Raw genomic sequence first — 25,175 nt, forward strand, 5'->3', positions numbered from 1 at the left:
GATCCTCCATGCGTGTGTTTCGCTCGCTCACCCTGCTGCTGGTGCTGATTGCGCCTGCAGCGTTTGCCGATGGCACGTATTCGGTGGAATTGATCCTGTTCCGCCAGAACGGCGAACCGGCCGCCACCAATCAGGCCGCCCCCGAAGACTGGGCCGCGGGTGCGCAGACGCTGGGGGCAGACAACCAGACGTCGACGACGCTGGATACTCTGGTCAGCAAGCTGGAGTCCAGCGAAGGCTACAAAGTGTTGTTGCACCGGGCTTGGCAGCAGGACCTCAGCCCCACCCCGAGCAAAGTCGCAATCAGCAGCGGCCAGAAGCAATTCGGCCACTTCCCCATCGAAGGCACCGTGAGCCTGGGTCTGGCGCGCTTTACCGACATCGACGCCAATTTCTGGGTCAATCAACTGGACGATCACGGCGTGCTGGTAACCAGCGAGCGCATGCGACAGGCCACACGGGTCAGAAATGGCGAATTGACTTACATGGATAACGGAAGCCTTGCGATGTTGATCAAGGTCTCTCCGCTTCAAGCACCGCGTTAACGAAGGGCAAGACGTGTCATCGCTACTGGAAAAAGCCCTCTCCCTGCCATGGGAACCGTTGTTCAAGGAACAAAGCGTACAGCGCGGGTATATCTATGCCCGCGAACATCGCATTCGCGTCGTACAACTGGCCCCCGATCTGGTCCGCACCTCATGCCGAGGCTCAGGCGATGAGGTTTATACCCAGACGTTGCAGTTCAAGGACCCTGATCGCACGCGCAACTTCATCGTCGGCATTTGCACCTGCCCGGTCAGAAACAACTGCAAGCACTGTGCGGCGGCGCTGTTCTATCTGGATCATCCGGAGAACAAGGAAGGCATTCTGGCCGCCGTCAACCAAGGGCTTCCTCCTCCCGTACAGGTTGAAGTGGTCAAACCCAAGCCTCGCGAACGCATCGAGAAAAAAATCAAACCCAAGCCTCGCCTGACATTGGCCAGCTTCGAATTCAGCGCCTACGAGCCACGCAATGGCAAAATGCAGCGGCATATCCAGCACCGTGCTGCACTGGCCTTCCGTTATCGCGAGCTGTATGCCTCCGGCATTCCGGCGCCAGGCCGTCCCAGCGATTTGCTCTGGCACCTGAAGGAAGAAACCCTGCGCCTGCGCCGCCACCTGGACATCGAGGCGCAGTTTCGCAAACAACTGCAGGAACTGGGCTTTCGCATCGCCACGCGTCAAAGCAAGGCGCTGCCCGACAGTGCCGGTGAAATGTTCGAACTGCCCAACGACAAGGCCTGGCTGAGCTTCATGCTCGACGAACTGCCCAAGCTGAGGGACCAAGGCTGGGAAATCGAGATGAACGCCGACTTCGGGTTCGACGTGACGCCGGTTGACGACTGGTACGCGGTGGTCGACGAACAGCCGGAGCGCGACTGGTTCGATCTGGAACTGGGCATCATCGTCAATGGCGAGCGCCTGAGCCTGCTGCCGATTCTGGTCAACCTGCTGCGCACGCACCCGGAATTGATGAGCCTTGAAGGCATCGCCAAGCGCCACGATGACGAACAGTTGCTGGTGCAGCTCAATCACTTCACCCAGCGTGGCGGCGGCCCGATTCAGGTCGCCCTGCCCTACGGACGCCTGCGGCCTGTACTGGCGACGTTGGGCGACTTCTACTGGCGCGAGGACGGTAACTACTCCATTCGGGTAAAAACCGCCGATGCCGGGCGCCTCACCCACCTGGATGACTTGCCACTGGTGTGGCAGGGCGGCGACCGTTTGCGTCAGTTCGCCGAGCGGCTGGTGAACATCAAGAACACCACCGTCACGGTGCCCAAAGGCCTGAACGCCAAGCTGCGCCCCTATCAGCTCGAAGGGTTGAGCTGGATGCAGGCGCTGCGCGAGCTGGAAGTCGGCGGCGTGCTGGCCGATGACATGGGGCTGGGCAAAACCCTGCAGACCCTCGCTCATTTGTTGAAAGAAAAGCAGGCCGGTCGCCTGACGTCCCCGGCGCTGGCGGTCATGCCCACCAGCCTGATTCCCAATTGGGCGGATGAGGCGAAACATTTCACGCCACAGCTCAAGGTGCTGGCCCTGTATGGCGCCAATCGACACACGGACTTCAAGCACCTGACCGACTACGACCTGATTCTGACCACCTACGCGTTGCTGCCCCGTGACGTGGAAACGCTCAGCAAGCAGGTGTTCCATGTGCTGGTGCTGGATGAAGCGCAGTACATCAAGAACCCGAGCAGCAAGGCGGCCCAGGCCGCGCGCCAGTTGAACGCACGCCAGCGCCTGTGCCTGAGTGGTACGCCGCTGGAAAACCACCTGGGCGAACTGTGGTCACTGTTCCACTTCCTGATGCCCGGCTGGCTGGGCGACGCCAAGCAATTCGGCAGCAACTATCGCACCCCCATCGAGCGGCTGGGCGACGAGACTCGCTTGCAGCACCTGAACGCGCGGATCAAACCGTTTCTGCTGAGGCGTACCAAAGAACAGGTCGCCACCGAGTTGCCACCCAAGACCGAAATCGTGCACTGGGTCGAACTCAACGACGCCCAACGGGACGTCTACGAAACCATGCGTCTGGCGATGGACAAGAAAGTCCGCGATGAAATCACCACGAGGGGCGTGGCGCGCAGCCAGATCATCATCCTCGAAGCCCTGCTCAAGCTGCGGCAGGTGTGCTGCGACCTGCGCCTGGTCAAGAGCGCCCCGGCCTCGGGCAAACATTCAAGCTCGGCCAAGCTGGAAAGCCTGATGGACATGGTCGAGGAACTGTTGGCAGAGAACCGCAAGATCCTGTTGTTCTCGCAGTTCACATCGATGCTGGAGTTGATTGAGATAGAACTGGCGCAGCGTGGCATCGAATACGCGCTGCTCACCGGGCAGACGCGGGACCGGCGTACCCCGGTGCAGGAGTTCCAGAGCGGCAAACGCTCGATCTTCCTGATCAGCCTCAAGGCGGGCGGCACGGGCCTCAACCTCACGGCGGCCGACACCGTGATCCACTACGACCCGTGGTGGAACCCTGCGGCCGAAAACCAGGCCACCGACCGCGCCTATCGCATCGGCCAGGAAAAACCGGTGTTCGTCTACAAGATGATCGCCCGTGGCACAGTGGAAGAGAAAATCCAGCACTTGCAGGATGAAAAGTCGGCACTGGCGTCGGGGGTGCTGGACGGGCGCAAGGCGGGGGACTGGAAGCTGCAGGACGAAGACATCGAAGCGCTGTTCGCTCCGCTGCCAGCGCCGCCGAAGAAGGGCAAGCGCTGAGCCGTGCCCCCATACCCTGTAGCAGCGCGGCTGCACTGCTACAGAGGTTTGTGTTCGGCCTGTTCGGTCACTCCGCCAAAATCGCATCCTCCGCCCACTGCACATAACACACCACCACCGGCATTTCATGCTCGGCGCAGAAGTCCAGCCAGCGCAACTGGTTGTCCTGCAAACGGTCCCCCGGCCCCTTGACCTCGATCATCCGGTAACGACGCTGCTCGGGATAGAACTGGATCAGATCAGGCATGCCGGTGCGATTGGCTTTGATGTCGTGCAGCAGACGGCGGAACCAGCGTAGGAGATGTTGCGCCGGAAAACAGTGCAACGCCTGCTCCAGCAGGTCTGGCGTCAGCGCGCCCCAGAACACGAACGGCGATTGCAGGCCGAACTTGTCCACGTAGCACTGCCGGATCGTCGACAGGTAACCCCCGTCCTCCAGTTGTGCCAGACACGCCTCGAACAATGCGGCGCGACGTGGGTAGAAGTCCGGACTGTACAGGTCGCTCGGCGCGGTTTGGAACGGATGAAAGAACGCCCCGGGCAGTGGCGCGAACACAGCAGGCCAGCAAAGCAAGCCGAACAGCGAGTTGATCAACGTATTTTCAACGTAATGCACCTCACTGCCCTCTTCGGACAGGTGCGACTGGATCAATTGCTCGACGCTGTGATCTGCCGATGGCAGCACGCTCACGTCCAGCCGGGTCACCGCCCGTGTGACGCGCTTGCGCACGCCACCGTGCCCCAGTTTTTTCAGCAATCGAGGCTGGATGCGCAACAGGTGCTGGGCTTCCTCATCGTTTTCCGGGGCAGCCTGAGCCTGCTGCAACAAGGCCATAGCTTCGGAATACTGCGCGCAACGCTCCCAGATCCGGATCCTGCGCACCCTCGCGCCGGGGTAACTGCATTGCTCATAAACCGCCAGCGCCAGTACCGCGTCCTGGTCGCGCTCGGCCCGGTAACCGATTTGATACAGCAGTTTCGCGCGACGCATGGACAACCACGGATTATCCGTCCGGATCGCCAGCGCCCGGGTCGCCAGCTCAGTGAGCATGCCCCCCTCATCCAGCGTCTGTCGGCACTGGTGCAGCTCAAGGCAAACGTCGATATCCGCTCGCTGATAGATACCCCGCGATTCGAGGGAAAACTCGACCTTCTCGTAGCGGTAGATGCCCAGGTCCGCCAGCACGAACTCGGACCACTCCTGATACAAATTGCCGAAATACAGCAACCGCAGGCGATCGCACAGCGGCATGATGCCCAGCGAAAAAATCGTGTCGTCAAAGCCTTCGAACCACTGCGTCAGGCGTTGAGGCGCGTCGTAGTGCGGCGACAGACGCGCCAGCAGATCGGCCTTTTTTTCGGCGCTCTTGATGCCGTGGGCCTTGAAACAGTGAGCCAGTTCTTCTTTGCGCAGCAACGCGAACAGCGTTTGCAGATCGAGATACGGCTCACGGTCGACCCATCCCTGCTCAAGCAGCGACTCGACGGCGATCCGGGCATCACCGATCTCGGCATACTCCAGCTTGCTGGCGCGAAACAACGTGCCTTTGCGCATGATCATGCGCACCAATAACGCTTGAGCGGCCTGCGGGAGGCGGCTGAAATCCGCGATGAAACGCTGCTCCTGATCGTCGAGCAAATCGTCGTAACGGCAGGCGATCCAGTTCAAGACCCGATGAAAGTTCTCCAGGTAATAAAAGGGATTGTCGAGGGGCGAGGTGCTCACGGCGGCTCAGGTCGATGTAATGGGAAGGTCGGCAGAATACTGGTTATCCGTACAGATTTCAGCCCCATTTTACGGCGCACAAGCGTCTGCCTGATCAATGGCACTTGGGGTTGTCGCTAGAATGTCGTCATCTCCCAAACAGGACATCCCAATGCCGCGTTCTCGCAAACCACAGGTCTACCTCGCCGGATTCGAAGTCTTTCGCGCAGACGCCGTCGAACAGGGGCGTTACCTCAAGGCACTGTGCGACGCCCACGGTCTTGAAGGGCTGTATCCCTTCGACAATGAGGTCGCCCCTGACCTGCCCCCGCAAGAAACAGCCGCGCTGATCTGCAACGCCAACATCGCCATGATCCGCCGCTGCGATGCGGTACTGGCCAATCTCAACCCCTTTCGTGGCGTCGAGCCGGATTCCGGGACCGCCTTCGAAGTCGGCATGGCCGTGGCGCTGGGCAAGCCGGTCTGGGCGTATTTCGAGGACAGCGGATCGTTGCGCGAACAGGTCGAACACGACGCGGCAGGCTTCGACGCTCAGGGCTTTCTGGTCGAAGACTTCCAGTTGCCCAGAAACCTGATGCTCGCCTGTACCTGGACAGGACGCCACACAACCGCTGAAACCGCCATCGAAGCATTGGCGCGTCATCTCTGCACGTCTGGCTGAACCTCTCATGTAACCCCTAAGTGTCATAGCGGGCGCCCGCCACCGGACGCTACATTCGCACGGGAACATCTGTTTTTTGCATCGCCATGTATGTGTCGCGGTGCCAGATACAGTGCAATACAAAGCGTGGAAGGCAAGCCGTTCGCGGCTGGTTAAGATGCGCCACACATCAATGATGAGGGGGAGCGGGAACCATGGAGCACGTCGACCACATTCTGATTGTCGATGACGATCGCGAGATCCGGGAACTGGTGGGCAACTACCTGAAGAAAAACGGCCTGCGCACCACGGTGGTGGCCGACGGCAGGCAGATGCGCTCCTTTCTCGAATCGACCCCTGTGGATCTGATCGTGCTGGACATCATGATGCCCGGTGACGACGGCCTGGTGTTGTGCCGCGAACTGCGTACCGGCAAACACAAGACCACCCCGGTGCTGATGCTCACTGCGCGCAGCGACGAAACAGACCGCATCATCGGCCTGGAAATGGGCGCTGACGATTACCTGGTCAAACCCTTCGCCGCCCGCGAACTGCTGGCCCGCATCAACGCCGTCCTGCGCCGCACACGCATGCTGCCGCCGAACCTGATCGTCAGCGAAGCCGGGCGTTTGCTGGCGTTCGGCAAATGGCGCCTGGACACCACGGCGCGCCATCTGCTGGACGCTGAAGGGACGGTGGTGGCCCTGAGCGGCGCTGAATACCGGCTGCTGCGCACCTTTCTCGATCATCCGCAACGGGTGTTAAGCCGCGATCAACTGCTCAATCTGACTCAAGGCCGTGACGCCGATCTATTCGACCGCTCCATCGACCTGCTGGTCAGCCGTCTGCGCCAACGCCTGCTGGACGACGCCCGCGATCCGGCCTACATCAAGACCGTGCGCAGTGAAGGCTATGTGTTCACCTACCCGGTGGAAATTCTCGGGGACACCGTATGAAACTCGGCTTCGGCTGGCCCCGCACCCTGGCCTCACGCCTGTCGCTGATTTTCCTGATCAGTCTGGTACTGGCCCACGGCATGTCGTTCGGCCTGCAATTTTACGAACGCTACCAAAGCGCGATGACCCTGATGCTCGGGAATCTGGAGCAGGACCTCACGACCACAGTGGCGGTGCTCGAACGCTTGCCCGCTGACGAGCGCGAGGCGTGGCTGCCGCGCTTCGAACACCCCAATTACCGCTATATGCTCGGCACCGGCCAGCCCGGAACGCCGATGGACATGAGCAAGGCGCCGATCTCGGTGCGCTCGATGGAAGCTACCCTGGGCCGCGACTATCAACTGTCGTTCAACGACATCGCCGATGCACGCCCCCACTATCAGGCGCACTTGACCCTGCGCGACGGTAATCCGCTGACCATTGACGTGCGCCCCGCCATCACCCCGCTGTCGCCCTGGCTGCCGCTGCTGCTGATCGGGCAACTGGTGCTGCTGGTGACGTGCACCTGGCTGGCGGTGAGAACCGCAATTCGTCCGCTGACCCGTCTGTCCGAGGCCGTCGATAGGCTGGACCCCAATGGCGATGGCATCCGCCTCGATGAAAGCGGCCCTACCGAAGTGGCCTACGCTGCCGTTGCGTTCAACACCATGCAGCAGCGCATCGCCAATTACGTGAAGGAGCGCATGCAACTGCTGGCAGCGATTTCCCATGATCTGCAAACGCCGATCACGCGCATGAAACTGCGCGCCGAGTTCATGGATGAGGGCATCGAGAAAGAGAAACTGTGGAGCGATTTGAGCGAAATGCAGCATCTGGTGCAGGAAGGCGTGGCCTATGCGCGCAGCATGGACACCTCTACCGAAGCGCCGAAACGGGTGCATCTGGATTCATTCCTCGACAGCCTGGTGTTCGACTATCAGGACATGAACAAGTCAGTCGAGCTGTGCGGCAAGAATGGCGCAGTGATCGACACCCGTCCCCACGCCTTGCGCCGGGTGCTGGTGAACCTCACGGACAACGCACTGAAATTCGCGGGTGCGGCGCAAATTCAAGTGCAAGCGCGCGGCGATCAGGGCTTTGCGATTCAGGTGCTGGATCGCGGCCCGGGGATTTCCGAAGCCGAGCTGAGTGAAGTGCTCAAGCCGTTCTATCGCGTGGAAAGCTCACGCAATCGCGACACCGGAGGCACGGGACTGGGCCTGGCAATTTCCCAGCAACTGGCGATGGCACTGGGCGGCTCCCTGACCCTGTCCAACCGTGAAGGTGGGGGATTGTGCGCAGAGTTGAAATTGCCGAAGAAGGTGGGCTGATTCTCTGCATCGCGGTTTGTCAGCGAACTCATCCATCACTGCCCCATCGTCTTCGCCACCAAGGCGGCTCCCACAAGGATCACGCCGAATCCACATTTCGTATCCGACGCTAAACCTGTGCGCGACGGCCGGGCGGCGCTCCGCTTGGTGGCGAAGGCGGTGAGTCAGGCGCTGAAAACTTCCTGACACGTCTCGCCATCATCGGAACTACAGACTCTCAGGTACTCTCCCGCACCACCAGCTCAAACCCCAGATCCACCTGCGCTTGCTGCACATTGCCGTCCAGCAACCCCAGCAGCAACTGGGCAGCACGCCGACCCACTTGCTCGCGAGGGGTGCGGATCGAGGTCAGGCGCGGCACCATGTGCGCCGAGCCGGGCAAATCATTGAAGCCGATCAACGAAACCTGCTCGGGGATTTTGATCCCGCGACGCAACGCTTCCAGCGTCGCACCTTGCGCCAGGTCGTCATTACAGAAAAAGATGCCGTCCACGTCCGGGTGCTCATCCAGCAGACGGGCGAACATCTCCCCGCCCAATCCAATGGACGACGGCAGTGGCGTGGCCATTTGCAGCGCTTCGTCGTACAGCCCTTCAGCCTCCAGCGCACTGCGAAAACCCGCGCCGCGCTGAATCACTCGCGGGTCCAGTTGCGCCGACACATACGCCAGCCGCCGACGCCCGCGATTCAATAGATGCTGCGCGGCTGCCGCCCCCGCCTGCTGTTGAGAAAACCCCACACAAGGCTCGGCCCGGCCGGGGTCCAGTTCCATCATGTGCACACAGGGCACACCGCTGGCGGCCAGCAACTGTTGCGACGCCTGGCTGCGGTCGAAGCCGGTCAGCAAAATCCCGCGCGGACGATTGGCCAAGTGGCTGCGCAGCAGGTTCTCTTCTTCGACAGGCGAGTAATGGTAGTTGCCGATCACCACTTCCAGCCCGCGCGGGCGCAATACGTTCTGAATCGCTTCGAGGGTCTCGATGAACAACTGGTTGGACAGCGACGGCACCAGCACCACCACCGACTGGCTTTGGGACGAAGCCAGCGCCCGGGCAGCAGGGTTGGCGACATAGCCTAGACTCTGCGCAGCGGCCTGGACTTTTTCCACCAGATCGGGCGCCACCGTGGCCACGCCTCGTAGTGCCCGAGAGGCCGTAATGGGCGACACAGCGGCCAGTTTCGCAACTTCGTTGAGGGTGGGACGACCGGTGGAGCGGGAACCAATGCGTGTCATGCGTTGCCAACTGAAAGGAAGGAAAAGCTGAAGGGGTTGCGATTGTCTCGGAGGGGCTCTAAGGTAGCGCTATCTCACGGAGGCCCGCAACTTTTCGATCATCTTGATGATTGGAGTGGTGCATCTCATGGACAAGCGAGATACCCATAACAATGACTACACCCGGAAACAGCCTTGCCGTGCTTGCACACCACTCGGCAAGACAGCGCTGTCTTCGGGGCGAGGTTTTTATGACTACTGCTCCACACGCTATCTCCGCCCTCGTGATCATGGGTGTTTCCGGCTGCGGCAAAAGTGCCGTGGGCGCTGAAATCGCCAAACACAGCGGCGGCCGCCTCATCGAAGGCGACGCCTTTCACCCCAAGGCCAACATCGACAAGATGAGCGCAGGCCACCCCCTCAACGACGAAGACCGAGCCGGCTGGCTGACCCGCCTGGGCGAAGAAGTCGCAGCCGCACTGCGCAACGGCGAGAAACCCGTCCTGACCTGCTCCTCCCTCAAGCTGATTTACCGCGAGCGTCTGCGCGCTGCCGTGCCGGGCCTGGGCTTTGTGTTTCTGGAACTGACCAAGGAGCTGGCCACCGAGCGTTGCTCCCACCGCCCCGGACATTTCATGCCCGCCAGCCTGGTAGACAGCCAGTTCGCCACGCTGGAGCCGCCTTACGGCGAAGACCGCACACTGGTCGTCGACGCCACGAAACCGATCGAAATTATCGGTGCCGAAGCGGCGCAATGGTGGAACGCATCGCAAACCCCATCTGCCACCGCTCTCACCGGCTCCTGATCCACGATCCGGCGTGAGCGACAAAGATAGCGCTGTCTTATCGTGTGCACAGGGCAGTGAACAACAGCGCTGAGCAGTAGCTCCAAAAAAACAAAATACAACGGAGAGACACCCCATGTTTGGTATGACTCAAGACACGTATCTACTTGTAGATGCGCTGGTGACCATCCTTGGCCTTGTGCTGTTGATCACCAAGTTCAAGGTCCACCCTTTTATTGCATTGACCATTGCGGCAGGTTTTCTCGGGCTGACCTCCGGGATGCCGGTCGATAAAGTGATGAAATCCTTCCAGGACGGCTTCGGTGGCGTGCTGGGCTTCGTCGGCATCATTCTCGGCCTGGGCACCATGCTCGGCAAATTGATGGCCGACTCCGGCGGCGCTGACCAGATCGCCCAGACCCTGATTCGCCGCTTCGGCAAGGAGCGTGTGCACTGGGCCATGATGTTTTCGGCGTTTCTGGTGGGCATCCCGCTGTTCTTCGAAATCGGCTTCGTGCTGCTGATCCCGCTGGTGTTCATCGTGGCCCGTCGCAGCGGTGTGTCCATCGTCAAGATCGGTATTCCACTGCTGGCCGGTCTGTCGGCGGTTCACGGCCTGGTGCCACCGCACCCGGGCCCGCTGCTGGCCATCGGCATCTTCAATGCTGACATCGGCAAGACCATTTTCTACGGTCTGATCGTGGCGTTTCCTACGGCGATCATTGCCGGTCCGATCTTCGGTAAATGGATCGCCAAGCACATTCCTGGCAATCCATCCAAAGAGCTGATGGACCAGATTGCCAAGGAATCGACCAACGAGAACCTGCCAAGCTTCGGCATCACGCTGCTGACCATCCTGCTGCCGGTTTTCCTGATGCTGCTGAAAACCTTCGCGGACGTCGCTCTTCCGAATGGCCACACCTTCCGTCTGTGGATGGACTTCATCGGCCACCCGATCGCCGCCCTGCTCTTCGCGCTGCTGCTGGCCTTCTACACGTTTGGCTCGGCCCGTGGCTTCAGCCGCGAGCAGATCATCAAGTTACTGGATCAAAGCCTGGCGCCGGTGGCGGCGATCGTTCTGATCGTCGGTGCGGGTGGTGGCTTCAAACAGATGCTGGTGGACAGTGGCGTGGGTAACCTGATCGGTCACATGGCCGTGCAGGCGCAGATCTCGCCGATTCTGCTGGCCTGGCTGGTGGCCGCAGTGATCCGCATCGCCACCGGCTCCGCCACAGTCGCCACCATTACCGGTGCCGGTATCGTAGCGCCAGTGGTCGCACTGGTGCCGGGCGTGAACCGTGAGCTGCTGGTACTGGCGACCGGCGCGGGTTCTCTGATTCTGTCCCATGTAAACGACGCAGGCTTCTGGCTGGTCAAGCAGTACTTCAACATGACCGTGACCGAAACCCTGAAGACCTGGACGGTGATGGAAACCATTCTGTCCGTAGTCGGCATCATTCTGATCATGCTGCTGTCGCTGGTGGTCTGATTCGCTGATCGCTACACGTTCTGCGCAACACGCATGCCCACCCTCGCGGTGGGCATGTCATTTCTGCCTCCCAAGCACCGCCCTCGTTCAGCTCAAAGCCTCTCGTGCTGCGGGTTTGAAAGATTTCCACACGCTCATTCTTACTTTGCCTTCACGCTATGCGGAATTCTCCTACACTGCTCTAGGAGATCGCGTACAAGGCTGACTAATGAAAATTTCATCGCCACTTGGCACGAGTTCTTTGCAATAAATGCGAAAGGAGTGTGCAATAGGCGCCGCCCCGGATCTGGCTATCAGCGTTATAGCGAATCCATACGGGGATTTACTGCCAAAAGCAGGCAACATTCGCATGCCGTCTGGCCTCAGGAGAACCCAAGCCAATGACAAGAAGATGAACCTGGGGAATTAAAATCATGCCAAGGGCGTCTTACGGATGACGCATTTGGATGCAATCGGCAATTACCACCACCCAAAGGCTAACGCCAGCCTCCTGGTAGAGGCGCTTCAAGAGGCCATCAAGGAAAAGATTATGTTGATACTCACCCGCAAAGTCGGCGAAAGCATAAACATTGGTGACGAAATCACCGTCACCATTCTGGGCGTTCAGGGCCTGCAGGTCCGGCTCGGAATCAACGCGCCGAAGAACGTTTCGGTGCACCGTGAAGAGATTTACAAACGCATCCAGGCCGAGATTGCACCGAACAACCAAGAGCAGCAGTGAACCACCCGGTTCATCTTCTTCGAAACGTGTCTGCCGTTTCGGCGGCAGACAAAAATAAACGGCGTACGCCCCGACGCCGTTTTTTTTCGCCTGAACTTTTGGATCCATTGCTACAGCATTCTTTTCTTAGCGTGGAGAACTAACGTGTCTGCACGAACAGAACTCTGCCCTGCGCGGAAAAGCGCTCTATTTCGCACTTCAGACACAGTCCAGACAATCAGACAAGGTTAAAGCTTGAAACAAAAAAGCGGCGGGTGAGCTGTAGAACACTCGCCGCTTTGTCACTCGGTGTGGAGCGAAGTCAAACGCTATTGGGGAGATGCCTGACAATTTCGTCTTTGGCCAGCAGGCGCTTTTCTTTCAGTCGTTTGAGTTGATCCTCGGAGACATCCCCCGCCGATCCCGCCTCCGCTTTGACGATGTCGGCATCAAGGGTGTCGTAGCGATCGACCAGTTGATTGAGCTTGGCGTCCTGGCTACGCAGCCTGACCAGTTCATCCCTGGTGATACTCAAATCCGCGTACAAATCGTGCTTGACCGGCATGGTGCGCCTCTCCTCTGACAACTCATGAAACACTGAGGTTAGCTCACCTGTCGACAGCGCATCAGGCTTTGATCAATACCTTGACCATGGACGCCGCCGTGCTGCGCAGGCGCGCTTCATCCTGATACACCCGTTCCATCACCACCACACCACGGGTAAAGGTGGACACCAGGCGCGAGGCCTCATGCGCAGGTAAATTCAGCGTTTCATGCTGTTCTTCAAGGGCGAAACGGGCCTGCAACAAAGACTCGATGTCATCGAGCATGCCCTGCAAGGCTGCACGGATGGTGTCTATCTCGGAGATGCCATCCACTGCGGTCTTGGTGGTCAGACAGCCACGGGTCGGCGTTCCTTCAATCATCGACGTGATGATGAAATCGAAAAAGCCCTCCAACGCCGTTTTGATCGACGGATCAGCCAGCGCTGCGGCCATGTTGCCGGTCATGCGCTGCCGATAGCGATCGAACACCTTGAGAAAAAGCTGCTCTTTGCCTTGGTACGCGTTGTACAGCGAGCCGCGCAACACGCCTGTGGCTTCGGCCAGATCTTGCATCGACGTCGCGCTGAGGCCTTTTTGCCAGAACACGTTCAACGCCAGATCCAGCGTCCGCTCTTCGTCGAATTGCCTTACACCCGCCATTTCCCTGCTCTCCAGACGTTCAATTTCACATTCCGTCATCGACTTGATGAGCGGGTAAGGCATGAGTTGACCTCATTCTTGTCAAGGCTGTCAATTTTGACTAGCATGGCAAACATGACAGCGCTGTCAAACATACCTCACCTCTTATATTCGGGTCAGTCTTATGCAGCCTCCTCAGATTTCAGAACCGATTTCAGCGGACACAATGCCCAACCCCTCGCCTCAGCGTGCGGCCATTCCATGGCACGCGATCATCGCCGGCCTCTGCGCCACGCTGGTGGGCATCGGCCTGGCGCGCTTTGCCTATACGCCACTGATTCCTCCGTTGATCGAGAATCACTGGTTCGCCACCTCCGACATCATCATCCTCAGTGCCGCCAATCTGGGCGGGTACTTCATCGGCGCCCTGCTCGGGCGCCCCATCGCGCGCAGGCTGACTCACCGCCACACGCTACGGCTGATGATGGTACTGGTGACCTTGTCCTTCGCCGGTTGCGCCGTTCCGCTCTCCACCCTGTGGTTCTTTGGCTGGCGCTTCATTTCAGGCTTGGCCGGAGGCGCAATCATGGTGCTGGTGGCGTCAACGGTCCTGCCGCACATCCCCGGCACGCGCAAAGGGCTGGCCAGTGGCGCGATCTTTTTCGGTCTGGGACTGGGTATTGCGGCGTCGGGCACATTGGTGCCGCTGTTGCTGGACCTGGGACTGCGAGTCACCTGGCTGGGCTTGAGCCTGTTCTGCGCCATACTGACCGCCATCAGTTGGACGGGCTGGCCGACCGCCGTTATCCCCACGGCACACACCTACGAAACTGCGACGCCGACGCCACGCCCTCCCCGGCACACGCTGTACCTGAATCTGACGTACACACAATTCGGTCTGATGGCGATCGGCCTGGTGCCGCTGATGGTGTTTCTCGTGGATTTCGTCGCCCGCGATCTGGGCAAGGGCGCACACATCGGTGCGCTGTACTGGGTCGTCTATGGCATCGGCGCGCTGGCCGGGCCGATGCTCTACGGCTACATCGCCGACAGGCTCGGCCCGACTCGCGGCATTCGTTGGGTGCTGGTCGTTCAGGCGCTGGTGGTTGGCGCGCTGTACACCTCCCACAACAGCCTGCTGATCGCCGCATTGACCCTGATCATCGGCACCTTCCCGCCTGGCATCGTGCCGCTGGTGCTGGCGCGCGTCCATGAACTGCTGCCTCACGACGCCAGCGCGCAAGGCGCGGCCTGGAGCCGTGCAACCACTGCATTCGCACTGCTTCAAGCTGTTTCAGGCTATGGCTATTCGTTGTTGTTCAATGCCAGCGGCGGCAATCATCGCCTGTTGTTCCTGATCGGCACCGGGGCATTGATTCTGGCGCTGCTACTGGAAGGGGTGGTTCGCGTCGTGGTCGATAGCAACAGCATTCACCGCCCGTCCGCCGAGAGCCTTTAGCCCTGTTCTCGCACACGCCGCGCCTCATAGGATTTGAGGTGCAGATACACCACATCCAGTACCGACAACTGCCCTTTGGCCGGTTTGTCGGTGCTGGCTCTTCGGGCGACCATGTCGCCGATCACGTGCTCGACTTCTATCGGCGCGCCTCGCTCGATGTCGCGCAGCATGGAGGCGGTCATCTTCGATCCGGGCAGGGTCAGCATCGTCTGAAAGCGCTGACGCACCTCACTTCGCAACGCGTACCCTGCGCGCTCGGCGACACTGGCACATTCGGCCAGCAACTTGAGCACCACCGCTTCCCCGCCGCTGGCAATCACATCGCCAATGCTCGCGCGCATGGAACCGGTGACGCCCGCGCCCGTTGCGATGAAACACCATTTTTCCCACATTTCCTGAACAATCTGCTGACTCAGATTGGCGTCGAATCCGGCATCGGCCAACGCTTCGGCGACTTTCAGAATGCGCGGCGTCAACCCTCCGCTCAGTTCCCCGAATGACAATTGATTGGTGTCGTTCAAATGCAGAATCGTGCCGGACGCGTCTCGATCCAGAGAGATCAGACACTGTCCGCCCAGGACATTTTCAGGGGCAAAGCGCTCCGCCAGCCGGTCCAGATGCGCCATGCCGTTGAGCAACGGCAGGATGACCGTTTCAGGCCCAACGGCGGCCGCGAAGGACTCCATGGCCGCATCGAGATCATAGGCCTTGCAACTGAGCAGGATCAGATCGAAGGCCTGGTCGAGCATCGGTGTCATCACGTGGGGCGGTGACGGATATAGAATGTTGCCCAACGGGCTGCGCACGATCAGGCCGTTGCGGTCGAGTTCCTCGGCGCGCGAGGGACGCACCAGAAACGTCACGTCGCGCCCCGCCTCCAGCAACCGACCGCCAAAATAGCCCCCTATCGCGCCTGCACCCACGATCAAAATACGCATGTTCTGTCGGTTCCTTGTCGGGTCTGTCGGAGGTGTCCGGACACCCCAGAATAGATGAAGCCTGCGACTCTATCCAAAAGCAGGATGATGACCAACATATTGTTTCTTCAGGCGCTCTGAAAAAATAACGGGCAAAAAAAATCCCGAACCCTCAGTGAGCGTTCGGGATGCAAGATCTGCAGGAGAGTCAGGATTGCGCGTTCGCCAGCACCGGCCAGATAAAGGGCTGGCGCTGTTCTTCGCGGTTGGCCGCCAGCCGACGCGCCAAGCTGACCGGCTGAACCACAGGCTGTTGCAAGCGCGCCAGCACCGCATCAATGACCGCCCCACTGGCATCGTTATGGAATTGCCAGACGCCATAAATGCGCCCGTCGAAAGATGCCTCGCTGCCCAAGCGTGGATCGACGCCCAGACCAGCACCCAGCCCGAACAAATGCAGGCCGTACAAGCGTTGTCCCTTACTGTCCAGCGGGCATCCGGACGGGTCGGAATCCAGCCCGCCCTTGACTTCCATCAAGCGAATCGCCCCGCCGCCTGCGTAATTCAACGGTGGCAGCAGCGGTTGATAACCGGTGCACTGCACCACCACCTCCGACTCGGCCAGCGCCTGACGCGCCTGTTCGAAATGCCCCTGCGGACCATTGCGGGTTTGCCACAGATTCACCCGCACGCCGGTCTTGCCGATGTGCCCATTGGCCAGGGCTTCACGCCCGATGTCCAGCGCCCGATAACGCAGCCCCCCCGAACGATTGACCCGGCCAGATACCGGGCAGACATCTTTCTGAGGGTCGAACCGATACCCGGCCTCGATTGCCGCTTCGGCGGTTTCATAGAACAAGCGGATCTGTGAACGATGCACCAGTGTCACCTCTTCCAGTCCGGCAAACTCCAGCGCGTCGGCGAGGTTTTCCAGCACCGAAAACGCGCTGTGAGAGCCACCCACCACACTGATACGGCCTTTGCGCGCCAGCGTCGGTGCAAAAAAGTCTCGCAGTTGCACGCCGTTCATGCGCAACAATGCATCGGCACTCTGCACTTTGGCGGTGGGCGGCACGGCCAAGCCTTGATCGGCCAGGCTGTCGAGCAGGTGCTGCGGGTCCTGACGACCACCCAGATTGAGCACCACCGCGCGGCAGCGGATGCGCCGGCTACGTCCTTCGGACTCGACCCAGACCTGATATTCGTCGTCCTCATGCACCACTTCGGTGATGGTGGTGCTGGTCCATAACTTCACGCCGTAATGTTCGACGATGAAGTTCAGCACCAGGGTGGAAGCTTCCGCCAGCAGCTCGGCCACATCGGCCAGTTGCGGGGCACTTTGCGCCTGACGACGGATGCGCCAGTACGCCGGAGAATGCTCCAGCGGCTCGAACACATCACGCAGCGCAGGATCGCGCAGGCAATCGAGAAAGACATCGCCCACGGAGTTGGCCGTGATCCGGTATTCCCCCAATCGGCCTGTGCCGGGGTTGGGACTGGCATCGACAATGATCAGGCCTTCCCTGGCCAGTTCAGGCATGGCGCCGCTCTTCAACGCGTTGAACAGCAGACCCATGCCTGCAGGTCCGGCTCCCCCTACAACACAACCGCAAACGGTTTCCAGATGATCTCCATACATAATCGTGACTCCGAACTTAGTCGATGCATTGGGCGCTGCCCAATCTCTACCGGGACCCTGAATAACAGGCACAACCAACCGCCCGCCCTGACGTGCTTTTTATGTGTGTCTCACTGAATACATACGATGGACTTACAAAAAAAACGCAAACACGACTGCCACCACAGAGGTCATTAACGACTGCGTGATAACGGGTTATGTGAACACTTCCTGTTTAGCCGAACGCCGAGAACTCCGTATTGAAAGAGTGTGGATCGGCAGCGACAAACAGGTGGTTATGGAAAAGGATTTCGAGTGCGGACTTCCCTTCTACACTGCAAATTTTCAGGCATTCAGAGACGCTACCGCCCTTTCGCCAGGCGCCCTGAGTCAAGCGTTTTGTAAGGGGAAGAGAAACCGCAAAAACCTGTTACAAACTATTTCAACAAACAATTCATGGAGTGATGGTTTCAAAAAAGACCCAAAGTGTCAAATTTTCGAGAAAAACGTCAATACCGTAATCACACTCACTAAACCACTGATATTACTCATGATTATTTTTTGACGCCAAAATAAATCTCTGTTTACCTCCATTCATGCATTTTTAAAATCAAAAAAGACGTTAATTATCCTTTAGCCAACTAACTATCTTCATGAGTGCGAGAAGTCTCACATTGAAAGTTGCCATTTTTCCGTCACGTCTTTTCACGTGCCCATTGAAAAATCCCGCCGTTGCTCTTGCCGTTCATGTACACACCCCGCCGGGCAAAATAATGACGCCGGAATTTCCGCACGGATGGGTTTTGTCTCCTGAGCAGAGGAACCTGTTGCCGATAGGCGGCAATGCCATTGGTAAAAAACGCAGAACTATTGCGTTTCGATTGCGCTCCATTATCAGGCTGTTGCCTTCGTTCAATGGATTAAGGAGCCGTGGACATGAATGCTGAGAAAAACCGTCGGTCCAGCATTGCCGAAATCGATTATTCCCGGGACACCCTGTTCGGGCCCGTGCCGATGCAGGCGACCTGTCGCGTCAGGCTGGCGACCGTCGAGCAGAACGGTCAATCACTGCGTGAGCTGGTGATCATCGGCGACGTGCCGGACTACCTGGCCCGCTCAGCCGTGATTCGCGTGGCACTGGACGGACGGATCGAGGCGGGTCCGATTCGCGCACACGGGGCTATCAAGGAGGGGGAAAAGGAGGCTTTCAGGTTGCTGTTTGAAAATGAGCACCGTCGACGGGTGCATTGACGCCCTCAAGGCGTCTGACGGGTCGAATGCAGGTTGGCATGGGCATCGGCGCGCAAGTCGCCTGCCGGGAGGATCAGCGCATGACTGAGAGGAGGAGGATCCACCTGAAGATCGTCTTCTGCCGGGGAGAAATCTTCCGGCGTGCGTTCCACCTGATCGCGGTAACGCAAGCCATCGAGTCTGGGCGCGGTGTTGAGGACCGGATCCTGGGGCAATAGGCGCTGGCGCTCCAATGCCGTCATGGGCGGCTGAAACGTGGCGTTCCTCGCCTCCAGGCGTTGCAGCATCGTCAAAATGGCAGCCACACAGATCACGACAATCGTCAGTAACAGACCCATGCCCAGCATCACCTTGCGACGGCGCAGCATGTGTCTGTGATCGTTCCCCTGAGCGTGCCCATAGGGGCTCTCGGGTAGGTGGTCGGCCATGCATGTCCCTCGAATTGAGATGGGCGTCGAGCCGTCGGCGGCGCCGTTAAGATAAAAGGTAATGCAAACCTTTTCCAGCGGGATGTGAACAGAAGCTGAGTGGACACAGGCAGCGCTCGGTGGTAAGCACTCCTGTCGAAAATTCCAAAGACTCACAAATTGTTACTTAATTATTCAGATCTGTATTCAACGAGCACTCACTTGAAGGCCTTGCTCAACCCCCATCCTTTCATCGGCGTGAAGACTCATGAACAACTTCAACGCCTGAGCAATGCTATATAGAAAGCATTAATGCTTTATCACTTTCTGAAAAAGCCATGCCATAAAAACGCCCATGCGGCAGAGCGGCATGGGCGTGCTGTTTTATGCCAGTCGGGTGAAAGAGACTAACTGGCCAGTGCGTGCCGTTGAGCCTGTTGGGTATTAAGCAGCTCGGCACGCAACTCGGAAATCAGCTCACAGATGGCGCGGCTGGTGTCCAGCCGGTCTAGCTTGATACCGCTGGTCAGCAGCTCTACGCGTTCGGTGAGAGGATCGATGACTTCAACGGTCATGGTGTCGGCCATGATCGTGCAGTTGCAACGTTTCGGCAGAAATCCACTTTCGATAATGCTGCGTAATTCAAGATTCGAGAGGGTGCATGCGATCATTGGCGATATCCTCCTGAGGCGAACACTGCGGCATTGCAAACAGTGAAGCGCCAGATCTTTTATTAATAACTTCCCTGGATAATTACCTTCATCCCGATTCGTCAGAAGCACATGGCGTCGTTAGGCGAATACCCAACTTATACGCTTCGCCCTCTAATGAAGCAATACAACATTTATTGTGCGCCTCAGCAGGGCCTTTGAATGTTTTACCCACAGAAAAAACGTTTCATCATTGATCTGAAACAGGAAAAAACGCTGTTTTAAATGTTGATCGCTGACAGGCGTGGCAAAAAACGAGGACGGCAGGCCTTAAAAGAGGGCAGCCATTCGTCGGCCACTGTAACGCACGCCGACGAATGACAGGGAGACGTCAGGCATGGGGCAGACGCAAATGAATCAGCGCGACCCGATTACCACGCTTGTCCAGGCGCTCTTCTATCGCGAAAGGCTTGAAACCCAGCTTGGGGTAGAACAGCAGCCCTGGCACGTTGTGGTTGAAACAGGAGGCCGTCAGCTCCTTGGCCTCATGCTTGCCGAAGGCCAGTTCCATCATGCACCCGAGCATGTAGCGCCCCACGCCTTTGGAGCGCGCGTGGGGCGCGATGATCACGTTGCCCATCGAGCAGCGACCGCGGAAGTCGTACCGGGAGAAATTGGCAAAGCCCACGACCTCGCCATCCAGCTCGATCACGGTGTTGTCTGATCGCTGCTCGATGGCGTCCCTCAACTGCGCAGGCGTCAAAGGAAAAACCGCTTTGGGGAACATGTAAAACAGTTCGTCGACACTCTGTGGCATGTCGCACACGGCCGGGATGTCTTTTTCTTCCAGGGGACGGTGATGAAACATGGAAATTACCTCTCGAAGAGACGGGGCCAGAGCAGAAACTATAGGCCAAACGCCATGCGCAGGCCTGACCTTGTGCGGTTCTGAAGCTTATTTATGTGTCAGTACGGCGATGGATGACCCTAGGTCACGGACCTTTTCTGACCGCTGGTCACGCCAATTGTGCCCAAGTGTTTCGCCGCCTTTGCACAATACGCTAAAAACAGGGCGCAACGGTTTGGCAGAATTGAACTTTCAACGACCGGGCATTACGCCTGTGTGCAGAGCCGCGCTCATGCAATTTGCATGAACCATCAACTCCGAAAAATTCATAACCATATGATTTAAAACGAGTTATTAATTAACTGCCGCTGGCACAGGTGCTGCAATGTCCTGCACGAAGCAAAACATTATTTGCACGGAGCACGACAACGATGAACGTTTCACCTGATGCCTATCCTGCCGCTGTTGAAGAAACCACTTCTGCCTCGGGTGTGTCCTGGGGCGCAATCCTGGCCGGTGCTGCGGGCGCCGCAGCGTTATCCATGATTCTCGTTTTACTGGGTTCAGGTCTTGGCTTTTCTGCCATGTCCCCTTGGGCCAATGAAGGAGCGAGCGCGAAAACCCTCGGAATCTCGACGATTATCTGGCTGACCATCACTCAGATTCTCGCGTCGGGGTTAGGAGGCTATCTGGCCGGTCGCCTGCGAGTGAAGTGGTCGAACATGCATGGCGATGAAGTGTACTTCCGCGACACCGCTCACGGCTTTTTGTCGTGGGCGATCGCCACGCTGGTGGCGGCGGTGTTGATCGTCGGTTCTGTCAGCGGCGCCGTTGGCAACGGCGTTAAAGCTGGGGCCAGTGCGGTGGCGGGAGTGGCCGGAACTGCCGCTGTGGCCGCAGGCAATACTCAGGGTGATCAGTACGGCTATTTCGTCGATTCGCTGTTTCGTGACGACCGCCCCGCCGCTGTCAGCGATGATGCGGCCCGTGGTGTCGTGGTACGTATTTTCGCCAAAACGCTGGCCAATGACGGGCAACTAGCGCCCGAAGACCGCGCCTATCTGGCGCAACTGGTGGCACAACGTACCAATCTGAGCCAGGCCGACGCGCAAGCCCGTGTCGATCAGGTTTACGGCCAAGCCAAACAAGCCGTGGCCGACGCCAAGCTGAAAGCCCAACAGGCGGCCGACACTGCTGCAAAAATCGCCGCCGCGACCGCGCTGTGGACCTTCGTCGCCCTGCTTTGCGGCGCTTTCGTTGCCAGCCTGGCGGCCATTTGGGGAGGTCGTCGCCGTGACGCGGTGACCTACGTTGAAGTCCGCTCCTACACCGCTTCCACCGTCCGTTGATCAAGGAGAAATATCATGCGCTCATTACTGCTGTGGTTCCTGGGTGTACCGATTCCGGTGATTATCCTGATCGCCCTGTTCATGCATTGACCGCGTCGTAGACGATCCGCGCAGCGCCTTTGTCAACACTGGGCCTGTGCGGATTTTTTATGTGCGCTGGAAACATACTTCCCGTAGCCGCCCGGAGTACGAAAAAAGCCCCCGAAGACTCACGCCATCGGGGGCCAAGGCACTGCGCTCACAGTTCGGTCAGGGCCGTTACGGCATCCCCAGCCAGTTCGGCAAGGCCAACGAAATGAACGGCACGTAGGTCACCAGAATCAGGAACAGCAGCAGGATCGACAGCCACGGCAACGCCGCTCGAATCGTCTGCCCCAGGGTCAACCCCGTCACCGCCGAGGTCACGAACAGGTTCAAGCCCACCGGCGGATGCACCAGGCCGATTTCCATGTTCACCACCATCACGATGCCCAGGTGAATCGGATCGATGCCCAGCTTGGTCGCAATCGGGAAGAAGATCGGCGCCAGAATCAGCACGATGGCCGACGGCTCCATGAAACTGCCCGCCACCAATAGGACCACGTTGACCATGATCAGGAAACCGATCGGCGTCAGTCCTTCAGAAATCACCCAGTTGGTGATCTGTTGAGGAATCTGCTCGGTCGTCAGCACATGGGCGAACAGCATGGCGTTGGCGATGATGAACATCAGCATGATCGACAGACGCCCGGACTCCAGCAGCACTTTCGGGCAATCGCGAAACCGCATGTCCTTGTAGACGAACAGCGCAATGAACGCCGAATACACGGCCGCCACCGCCGCCGCCTCGGTCGGGGTGAACATGCCGCTGTAGATCCCGCCGAGGATGATCACCAGCAACAGCAGCCCCCAGAACGCCCGGCGCGCGGTGGTCAGCCACTCACGGAACGAAACACGCGGTTGCGCAGGCAGCTTTTTCACCCGGGCGACGATGTAGATCACCACCATCAGGATCACGCCGAGCAGGATTCCCGGCACGACACCGGCGATGAACAGCTTGCCCACCGAGGTCTCGGTTGCCGCCGAGTAGACCACCATCACGATGGACGGCGGAATCAGTATCCCCAACGTACCGGCGTTACAGATGATCCCGGCACCGAATTCTTTCGGATACCCGGAACGCACCATCCCCGCCACGGCAATCGAACCCACGGCCGCCACGGTGGCAGGCGACGAACCCGACAGCGCTGCGAACAACATGCACGCCAACACCGCCGCAATCGCCAGGCCACCGCGAATATGGCCGACGCACGCGTTGGCGAAATCGATCAGACGTTGCGCCACGCCGCCAGTGGTCATGAACGCGCCGGAGAGCAGAAAGAACGGAATCGCCAGAAAGGTGTAGCTGTCGGAGGTTTCGAACAGCTTGATCGCCAGCGAGCTCAACGAGTCCTGACTGAACAGCAGAATCGACACCGCACCGGACAGGCCCAGCGAGATCGCGATGGGCACCCCCAGAAACATGAAAACGAACAGCAACAGAAACAGACAAAGCACGGTCATCAGTGTGGCTCCCCGTCAGGATTGGCCAGTTTGCTGGCTTCTGCCGCTTCGTCAGCCAGGCCAAGGCCGGTCTGACGATGGGTCCAGATGCGATAGAGAATTTCCAGGTAGCGAGCGATCACCAGCGCGAAGCCGATGGGCACGATGATCGTGATGTAGGCGATCTTGATGCCGTAGCGGTCCAGGTCTTCCGCGCCAATCCCTGCGACGAATAGCGCCGAAACCCATTTGTAGCTGGCCACCAAAAACAGCCCCGCATACGCCAGGCAGCAAGCGCAGGCGAGCATCGCCAGAATGCGTTGCACCGGTTTGCTGGTCTTTTTCACCAGCGCATCGACCCCCAGGTGCCCGGCCGTGCGCACCCCGTATGAGATGCCGAAGAAAATCAGCCAGCCGAAGATGGCCTTGGTCAGGGCCACGCTCCACGTCATGCTTTGGGCATAGCCCATCAAGTGATCGCCAATCCCTGCGAAAAAGTCGCTGCTGACCGCCCACTGATCGCTGAGGGTGTAAAACAGCGTGTAGATGTTGTTCAGCGCCACGTAGACGAAAGTCACCAGCGTCATGGCAGCCAGCAGGAAAGCGATGAAGCCTTCCTCCAGATGCTCCCAGAGTCGCGTCAGCGATTGCATAAGAATTCTCCGAACGTCGAGAGAGCGGCCACCTCATTTACAAAGAGGTGGCCACGCAGGCATCAGGGCCTGTATCGATCAAGCCAACTCTTGAGGGCTCAAGGCGCCTTGTTCGAATCATCAGCGGCCTTGATCAGGTCAGCGCCGATTTCATCGGAGAACTTGTCCCAGACCGGCTTCATGACTTCGCGCCATTTGGCCCGCTGCTCGGGGGTCAGGGTCACGATTTCACTGGTCTTGGAATCGATGATCTTCTGCTTGGCGGTCTGGTTCAGGGCTTCAGCCTGCTTGTTAACCTCCACAGTGACCTCATCCATGATCTTTTGCAGCTCATCGCGCACATCGGCGGGCAGGCCGTTCCAGAACTTGGAGTTAGTGATCACCATGTAGTCGATCAGGCCGTGGTTGGACTCGGTGAAGTACGGCTGCACTTCGTTGACCTTCTGGCTTTCATAGTTCGACCAGGTGTTCTCGGTGCCGTTGACGGTACCGGTTTGCAGACCCTGATAAACCTCCGCGAAGCTCATCTTGCGCGGGTTGGCGTGCAGCGCCACGAACTGCGCTTCCAGGACGCTGGACGCCTGTACGCGGAATTTCAGGCCACGGGCGTCTTTGGGGTCGACCATCTTTTTGTTCGCCGACAGTTGCTTCAGGCCGTTGTGCCAGTAGGCCAGGCCATGAATGCCTTTGTCGTCCATCGAGGTCAGCAGCGCCTTGCCCTGCGGGCCTTGCTGGAAGCGGTCGACGGCCGCCAGGTCGTTGAACAGGAACGGCAGGTCGTAGATCTGGGTTTTCTTGGTGTATTGCTCGAACTTGGCCAGCGACGGCGCAAGCATCTGCACGTCACCGAGCAACAGGGCTTCCATTTCCTTGCCGTCGCCGAACAGCGAGGAGTTTGGATAGACCTCGACCTTGACCTTGTCTTTCAAGGCCGGATCGGCGGCGACCATTTTCTGGAACAGCAAGGCGCCCTGGCCTTTGGGGGTGTTTTCCGCCACGACGTGGGCGAACTTGATCACGATCGGGTCCGCATACGCCATACCGGCCACGGACACTGCAGCGGCGCAGAACAGCGCCTTGGTCAGCTTCAACATCGATATCACCTTTTTATTTTTGTATAAGGAAATCGGTTATGCATGAGCGTTGTGCCATCTAACGATGCCCAACAGGATGTGTTTCGAGAATCAGCTTTTCGATAAGCCAGCGTTCGGCGGAGCTGAACGCCAACGGTATGTC

The 25,175-nt window shown here is 58.8% G+C and carries 22 protein-coding genes and 1 pseudogene; 11 read left to right on the forward strand and 12 right to left on the reverse strand.

The window, feature by feature from the left end:
- Window positions 1-8: 8 nt before the first annotated feature.
- On the forward strand, window positions 9-545 hold the full coding sequence (locus tag ACI5GA_RS04855; protein ID WP_404630667.1) for a CsiV family protein: 537 nt from the start codon (window positions 9-11) through the stop codon (window positions 543-545).
- Window positions 546-1,128: 583 nt separating this feature from the next.
- Window positions 1,129-3,264 (forward strand): annotated as a pseudogene (locus ACI5GA_RS04860) (DEAD/DEAH box helicase); the annotation flags it as partial.
- A gap of 67 nt (window positions 3,265-3,331) precedes the next feature.
- Here the strand turns inward: ACI5GA_RS04860 and ACI5GA_RS04865 are convergent.
- Window positions 3,332-4,990 (reverse strand): VRR-NUC domain-containing protein, encoded by a 1,659-nt coding sequence (locus ACI5GA_RS04865; RefSeq protein ID WP_421421973.1) that lies wholly within the window; start codon window positions 4,988-4,990, stop codon window positions 3,332-3,334.
- 151 nt (window positions 4,991-5,141) lie between these two features.
- Here ACI5GA_RS04865 and ACI5GA_RS04870 point away from each other — a divergent pair, with 151 nt between their 5' ends.
- The 3 genes from ACI5GA_RS04870 (at window position 5,142) to ACI5GA_RS04880 (ending at window position 7,896) form a co-directional block, all read left to right on the forward strand.
- Complete coding sequence (locus tag ACI5GA_RS04870; RefSeq protein WP_421421975.1) at window positions 5,142-5,651, forward strand: nucleoside 2-deoxyribosyltransferase; 510 nt, start codon at window positions 5,142-5,144, stop codon at window positions 5,649-5,651.
- A 194-nt stretch (window positions 5,652-5,845) separates the two neighbouring features.
- Window positions 5,846-6,586 (forward strand): response regulator, encoded by a 741-nt coding sequence (locus tag ACI5GA_RS04875; protein WP_421421977.1) that lies wholly within the window; start codon window positions 5,846-5,848, stop codon window positions 6,584-6,586.
- Complete coding sequence (locus ACI5GA_RS04880; RefSeq protein ID WP_404630675.1) at window positions 6,583-7,896, forward strand: sensor histidine kinase; 1,314 nt, start codon at window positions 6,583-6,585, stop codon at window positions 7,894-7,896. The genes ACI5GA_RS04875 and ACI5GA_RS04880 overlap by 4 nt, the downstream gene beginning before the upstream one ends.
- Window positions 7,897-8,113: 217 nt before the next feature.
- On the opposite strand, the gene ACI5GA_RS04885 is transcribed toward ACI5GA_RS04880, so the two are convergent.
- The gene (locus tag ACI5GA_RS04885; protein WP_421421978.1) at window positions 8,114-9,130 is read right to left on the reverse strand and encodes a LacI family DNA-binding transcriptional regulator; all 1,017 of its coding nucleotides are present in this window, start codon (window positions 9,128-9,130) and stop codon (window positions 8,114-8,116) included.
- Between the two features lie 269 nt (window positions 9,131-9,399).
- Between ACI5GA_RS04885 and ACI5GA_RS04890 the strand changes: the two genes are divergently transcribed.
- From ACI5GA_RS04890 to csrA, 3 genes are all read left to right on the forward strand, one after another.
- The gene (locus ACI5GA_RS04890; RefSeq protein ID WP_404631704.1) at window positions 9,400-9,915 is read left to right on the forward strand and encodes a gluconokinase; all 516 of its coding nucleotides are present in this window, start codon (window positions 9,400-9,402) and stop codon (window positions 9,913-9,915) included.
- A 115-nt stretch (window positions 9,916-10,030) separates the two neighbouring features.
- On the forward strand, window positions 10,031-11,383 hold the full coding sequence (locus ACI5GA_RS04895; protein WP_404630679.1) for a GntP family permease: 1,353 nt from the start codon (window positions 10,031-10,033) through the stop codon (window positions 11,381-11,383).
- Window positions 11,384-11,912: 529 nt separating this feature from the next.
- Window positions 11,913-12,104 carry a carbon storage regulator CsrA gene (gene csrA / locus ACI5GA_RS04900; RefSeq protein ID WP_108238392.1) on the forward strand — a complete coding sequence of 64 codons (192 nt, stop codon included), beginning with the start codon at window positions 11,913-11,915 and terminating at the stop codon, window positions 12,102-12,104.
- Between the two features lie 301 nt (window positions 12,105-12,405).
- On the opposite strand, the gene ACI5GA_RS04905 is transcribed toward csrA, so the two are convergent.
- Window positions 12,406-12,648 carry a YdcH family protein gene (locus ACI5GA_RS04905; RefSeq protein WP_421421980.1) on the reverse strand — a complete coding sequence of 81 codons (243 nt, stop codon included), beginning with the start codon at window positions 12,646-12,648 and terminating at the stop codon, window positions 12,406-12,408.
- 61 nt (window positions 12,649-12,709) lie between these two features.
- The gene (locus ACI5GA_RS04910; protein ID WP_404630683.1) at window positions 12,710-13,351 is read right to left on the reverse strand and encodes a TetR/AcrR family transcriptional regulator; all 642 of its coding nucleotides are present in this window, start codon (window positions 13,349-13,351) and stop codon (window positions 12,710-12,712) included.
- Between the two features lie 142 nt (window positions 13,352-13,493).
- Here ACI5GA_RS04910 and ACI5GA_RS04915 point away from each other — a divergent pair, with 142 nt between their 5' ends.
- Complete coding sequence (locus ACI5GA_RS04915) at window positions 13,494-14,726, forward strand: YbfB/YjiJ family MFS transporter (protein ID WP_404630685.1); 1,233 nt, start codon at window positions 13,494-13,496, stop codon at window positions 14,724-14,726.
- On the opposite strand, the gene ACI5GA_RS04920 is transcribed toward ACI5GA_RS04915, so the two are convergent.
- Together ACI5GA_RS04920 and ACI5GA_RS04925 are read right to left on the reverse strand one after the other, a co-directional pair.
- Window positions 14,723-15,664: a ketopantoate reductase family protein gene (locus ACI5GA_RS04920; RefSeq protein WP_421421982.1), complete on the reverse strand. Its 942-nt coding sequence runs from the start codon at window positions 15,662-15,664 to the stop codon at window positions 14,723-14,725. The genes ACI5GA_RS04915 and ACI5GA_RS04920 overlap by 4 nt on opposite strands.
- A 187-nt stretch (window positions 15,665-15,851) precedes the next feature.
- Entirely contained in the window at window positions 15,852-17,282 is a 1,431-nt protein-coding gene (locus ACI5GA_RS04925; protein ID WP_421421983.1) for a pyridine nucleotide-disulfide oxidoreductase, read from the reverse strand.
- 915 nt (window positions 17,283-18,197) lie between these two features.
- On the opposite strand from ACI5GA_RS04925, the gene ACI5GA_RS04930 reads away from it, so the two are divergent.
- Window positions 18,198-18,512, forward strand: a complete 315-nt coding sequence (locus tag ACI5GA_RS04930; protein ID WP_421421985.1) for a hypothetical protein — start codon at window positions 18,198-18,200, stop codon at window positions 18,510-18,512.
- A 5-nt stretch (window positions 18,513-18,517) separates the two neighbouring features.
- On the opposite strand, the gene ACI5GA_RS04935 is transcribed toward ACI5GA_RS04930, so the two are convergent.
- The 3 genes from ACI5GA_RS04935 to ACI5GA_RS04945 all read right to left on the reverse strand — a co-directional run bounded on the left by ACI5GA_RS04935 (window position 18,518) and on the right by ACI5GA_RS04945 (window position 20,437).
- Complete coding sequence (locus ACI5GA_RS04935; protein WP_421421987.1) at window positions 18,518-18,880, reverse strand: hypothetical protein; 363 nt, start codon at window positions 18,878-18,880, stop codon at window positions 18,518-18,520.
- A 446-nt stretch (window positions 18,881-19,326) separates the two neighbouring features.
- A complete protein-coding gene (locus ACI5GA_RS04940; protein WP_404630695.1) occupies window positions 19,327-19,590 on the reverse strand; it encodes a DUF1652 domain-containing protein in 264 nt (87 codons plus the stop codon).
- A 370-nt stretch (window positions 19,591-19,960) separates the two neighbouring features.
- The gene (locus ACI5GA_RS04945) at window positions 19,961-20,437 is read right to left on the reverse strand and encodes a GNAT family N-acetyltransferase (protein WP_404630697.1); all 477 of its coding nucleotides are present in this window, start codon (window positions 20,435-20,437) and stop codon (window positions 19,961-19,963) included.
- Between the two features lie 410 nt (window positions 20,438-20,847).
- On the opposite strand from ACI5GA_RS04945, the gene ACI5GA_RS04950 reads away from it, so the two are divergent.
- Entirely contained in the window at window positions 20,848-21,765 is a 918-nt protein-coding gene (locus ACI5GA_RS04950) for a hypothetical protein (RefSeq protein WP_421421989.1), read from the forward strand.
- A gap of 258 nt (window positions 21,766-22,023) precedes the next feature.
- On the opposite strand, the gene dctM is transcribed toward ACI5GA_RS04950, so the two are convergent.
- From dctM to ACI5GA_RS04965, 3 genes are all read right to left on the reverse strand, one after another.
- Window positions 22,024-23,307 carry a C4-dicarboxylate TRAP transporter large permease protein DctM gene (gene dctM / locus ACI5GA_RS04955; RefSeq protein ID WP_404630701.1) on the reverse strand — a complete coding sequence of 428 codons (1,284 nt, stop codon included), beginning with the start codon at window positions 23,305-23,307 and terminating at the stop codon, window positions 22,024-22,026.
- Window positions 23,307-23,939, reverse strand: coding sequence for a TRAP transporter small permease (locus ACI5GA_RS04960; RefSeq protein WP_404630703.1), 633 nt, complete (start codon window positions 23,937-23,939; stop codon window positions 23,307-23,309). Before ACI5GA_RS04960 ends, dctM begins: the two co-directional genes overlap by 1 nt.
- A 98-nt stretch (window positions 23,940-24,037) precedes the next feature.
- Window positions 24,038-25,033 (reverse strand): TRAP transporter substrate-binding protein, encoded by a 996-nt coding sequence (locus ACI5GA_RS04965; protein ID WP_404630705.1) that lies wholly within the window; start codon window positions 25,031-25,033, stop codon window positions 24,038-24,040.
- Between the last annotated feature and the right edge of the window lie 142 nt (window positions 25,034-25,175).

The organism is Pseudomonas sp. Pseu.R1 (genome assembly GCF_045764065.1).
Lineage (GTDB): Bacteria > Pseudomonadota > Gammaproteobacteria > Pseudomonadales > Pseudomonadaceae > Aquipseudomonas.

Bases quoted from the DNA above. Each gene is read 5' to 3' on its own strand.
- ACI5GA_RS04905 (WP_421421980.1), bottom strand. From the start codon at position 12,648: ATGCCGGTCAAGCACGATTTGTACGCGGATTTGAGTATCACCAGGGAT.
- ACI5GA_RS04950 (WP_421421989.1), top strand. From the start codon at position 20,848: ATGAACGTTTCACCTGATGCCTATCCTGCCGCTGTTGAAGAAACCACT.
- ACI5GA_RS04875 (WP_421421977.1), top strand. From the start codon at position 5,846: ATGGAGCACGTCGACCACATTCTGATTGTCGATGACGATCGCGAGATC.
- ACI5GA_RS04870 (WP_421421975.1), top strand. From the start codon at position 5,142: ATGCCGCGTTCTCGCAAACCACAGGTCTACCTCGCCGGATTCGAAGTC.
- ACI5GA_RS04880 (WP_404630675.1), top strand. From the start codon at position 6,583: ATGAAACTCGGCTTCGGCTGGCCCCGCACCCTGGCCTCACGCCTGTCG.
- ACI5GA_RS04915 (WP_404630685.1), top strand. From the start codon at position 13,494: ATGCCCAACCCCTCGCCTCAGCGTGCGGCCATTCCATGGCACGCGATC.
- csrA (WP_108238392.1), top strand. From the start codon at position 11,913: ATGTTGATACTCACCCGCAAAGTCGGCGAAAGCATAAACATTGGTGAC.
- ACI5GA_RS04885 (WP_421421978.1), bottom strand. From the start codon at position 9,130: ATGACACGCATTGGTTCCCGCTCCACCGGTCGTCCCACCCTCAACGAA.
- ACI5GA_RS04925 (WP_421421983.1), bottom strand. From the start codon at position 17,282: ATGTATGGAGATCATCTGGAAACCGTTTGCGGTTGTGTTGTAGGGGGA.
- dctM (WP_404630701.1), bottom strand. From the start codon at position 23,307: ATGACCGTGCTTTGTCTGTTTCTGTTGCTGTTCGTTTTCATGTTTCTG.
- ACI5GA_RS04940 (WP_404630695.1), bottom strand. From the start codon at position 19,590: ATGATCGCATGCACCCTCTCGAATCTTGAATTACGCAGCATTATCGAA.
- ACI5GA_RS04930 (WP_421421985.1), top strand. From the start codon at position 18,198: ATGAATGCTGAGAAAAACCGTCGGTCCAGCATTGCCGAAATCGATTAT.
- ACI5GA_RS04910 (WP_404630683.1), bottom strand. From the start codon at position 13,351: ATGCCTTACCCGCTCATCAAGTCGATGACGGAATGTGAAATTGAACGT.
- ACI5GA_RS04960 (WP_404630703.1), bottom strand. From the start codon at position 23,939: ATGCAATCGCTGACGCGACTCTGGGAGCATCTGGAGGAAGGCTTCATC.
- ACI5GA_RS04920 (WP_421421982.1), bottom strand. From the start codon at position 15,664: ATGCGTATTTTGATCGTGGGTGCAGGCGCGATAGGGGGCTATTTTGGC.
- ACI5GA_RS04945 (WP_404630697.1), bottom strand. From the start codon at position 20,437: ATGTTTCATCACCGTCCCCTGGAAGAAAAAGACATCCCGGCCGTGTGC.
- ACI5GA_RS04895 (WP_404630679.1), top strand. From the start codon at position 10,031: ATGTTTGGTATGACTCAAGACACGTATCTACTTGTAGATGCGCTGGTG.
- ACI5GA_RS04855 (WP_404630667.1), top strand. From the start codon at position 9: ATGCGTGTGTTTCGCTCGCTCACCCTGCTGCTGGTGCTGATTGCGCCT.
- ACI5GA_RS04935 (WP_421421987.1), bottom strand. From the start codon at position 18,880: ATGCTGCGCCGTCGCAAGGTGATGCTGGGCATGGGTCTGTTACTGACG.
- ACI5GA_RS04965 (WP_404630705.1), bottom strand. From the start codon at position 25,033: ATGTTGAAGCTGACCAAGGCGCTGTTCTGCGCCGCTGCAGTGTCCGTG.
- ACI5GA_RS04890 (WP_404631704.1), top strand. From the start codon at position 9,400: ATGGGTGTTTCCGGCTGCGGCAAAAGTGCCGTGGGCGCTGAAATCGCC.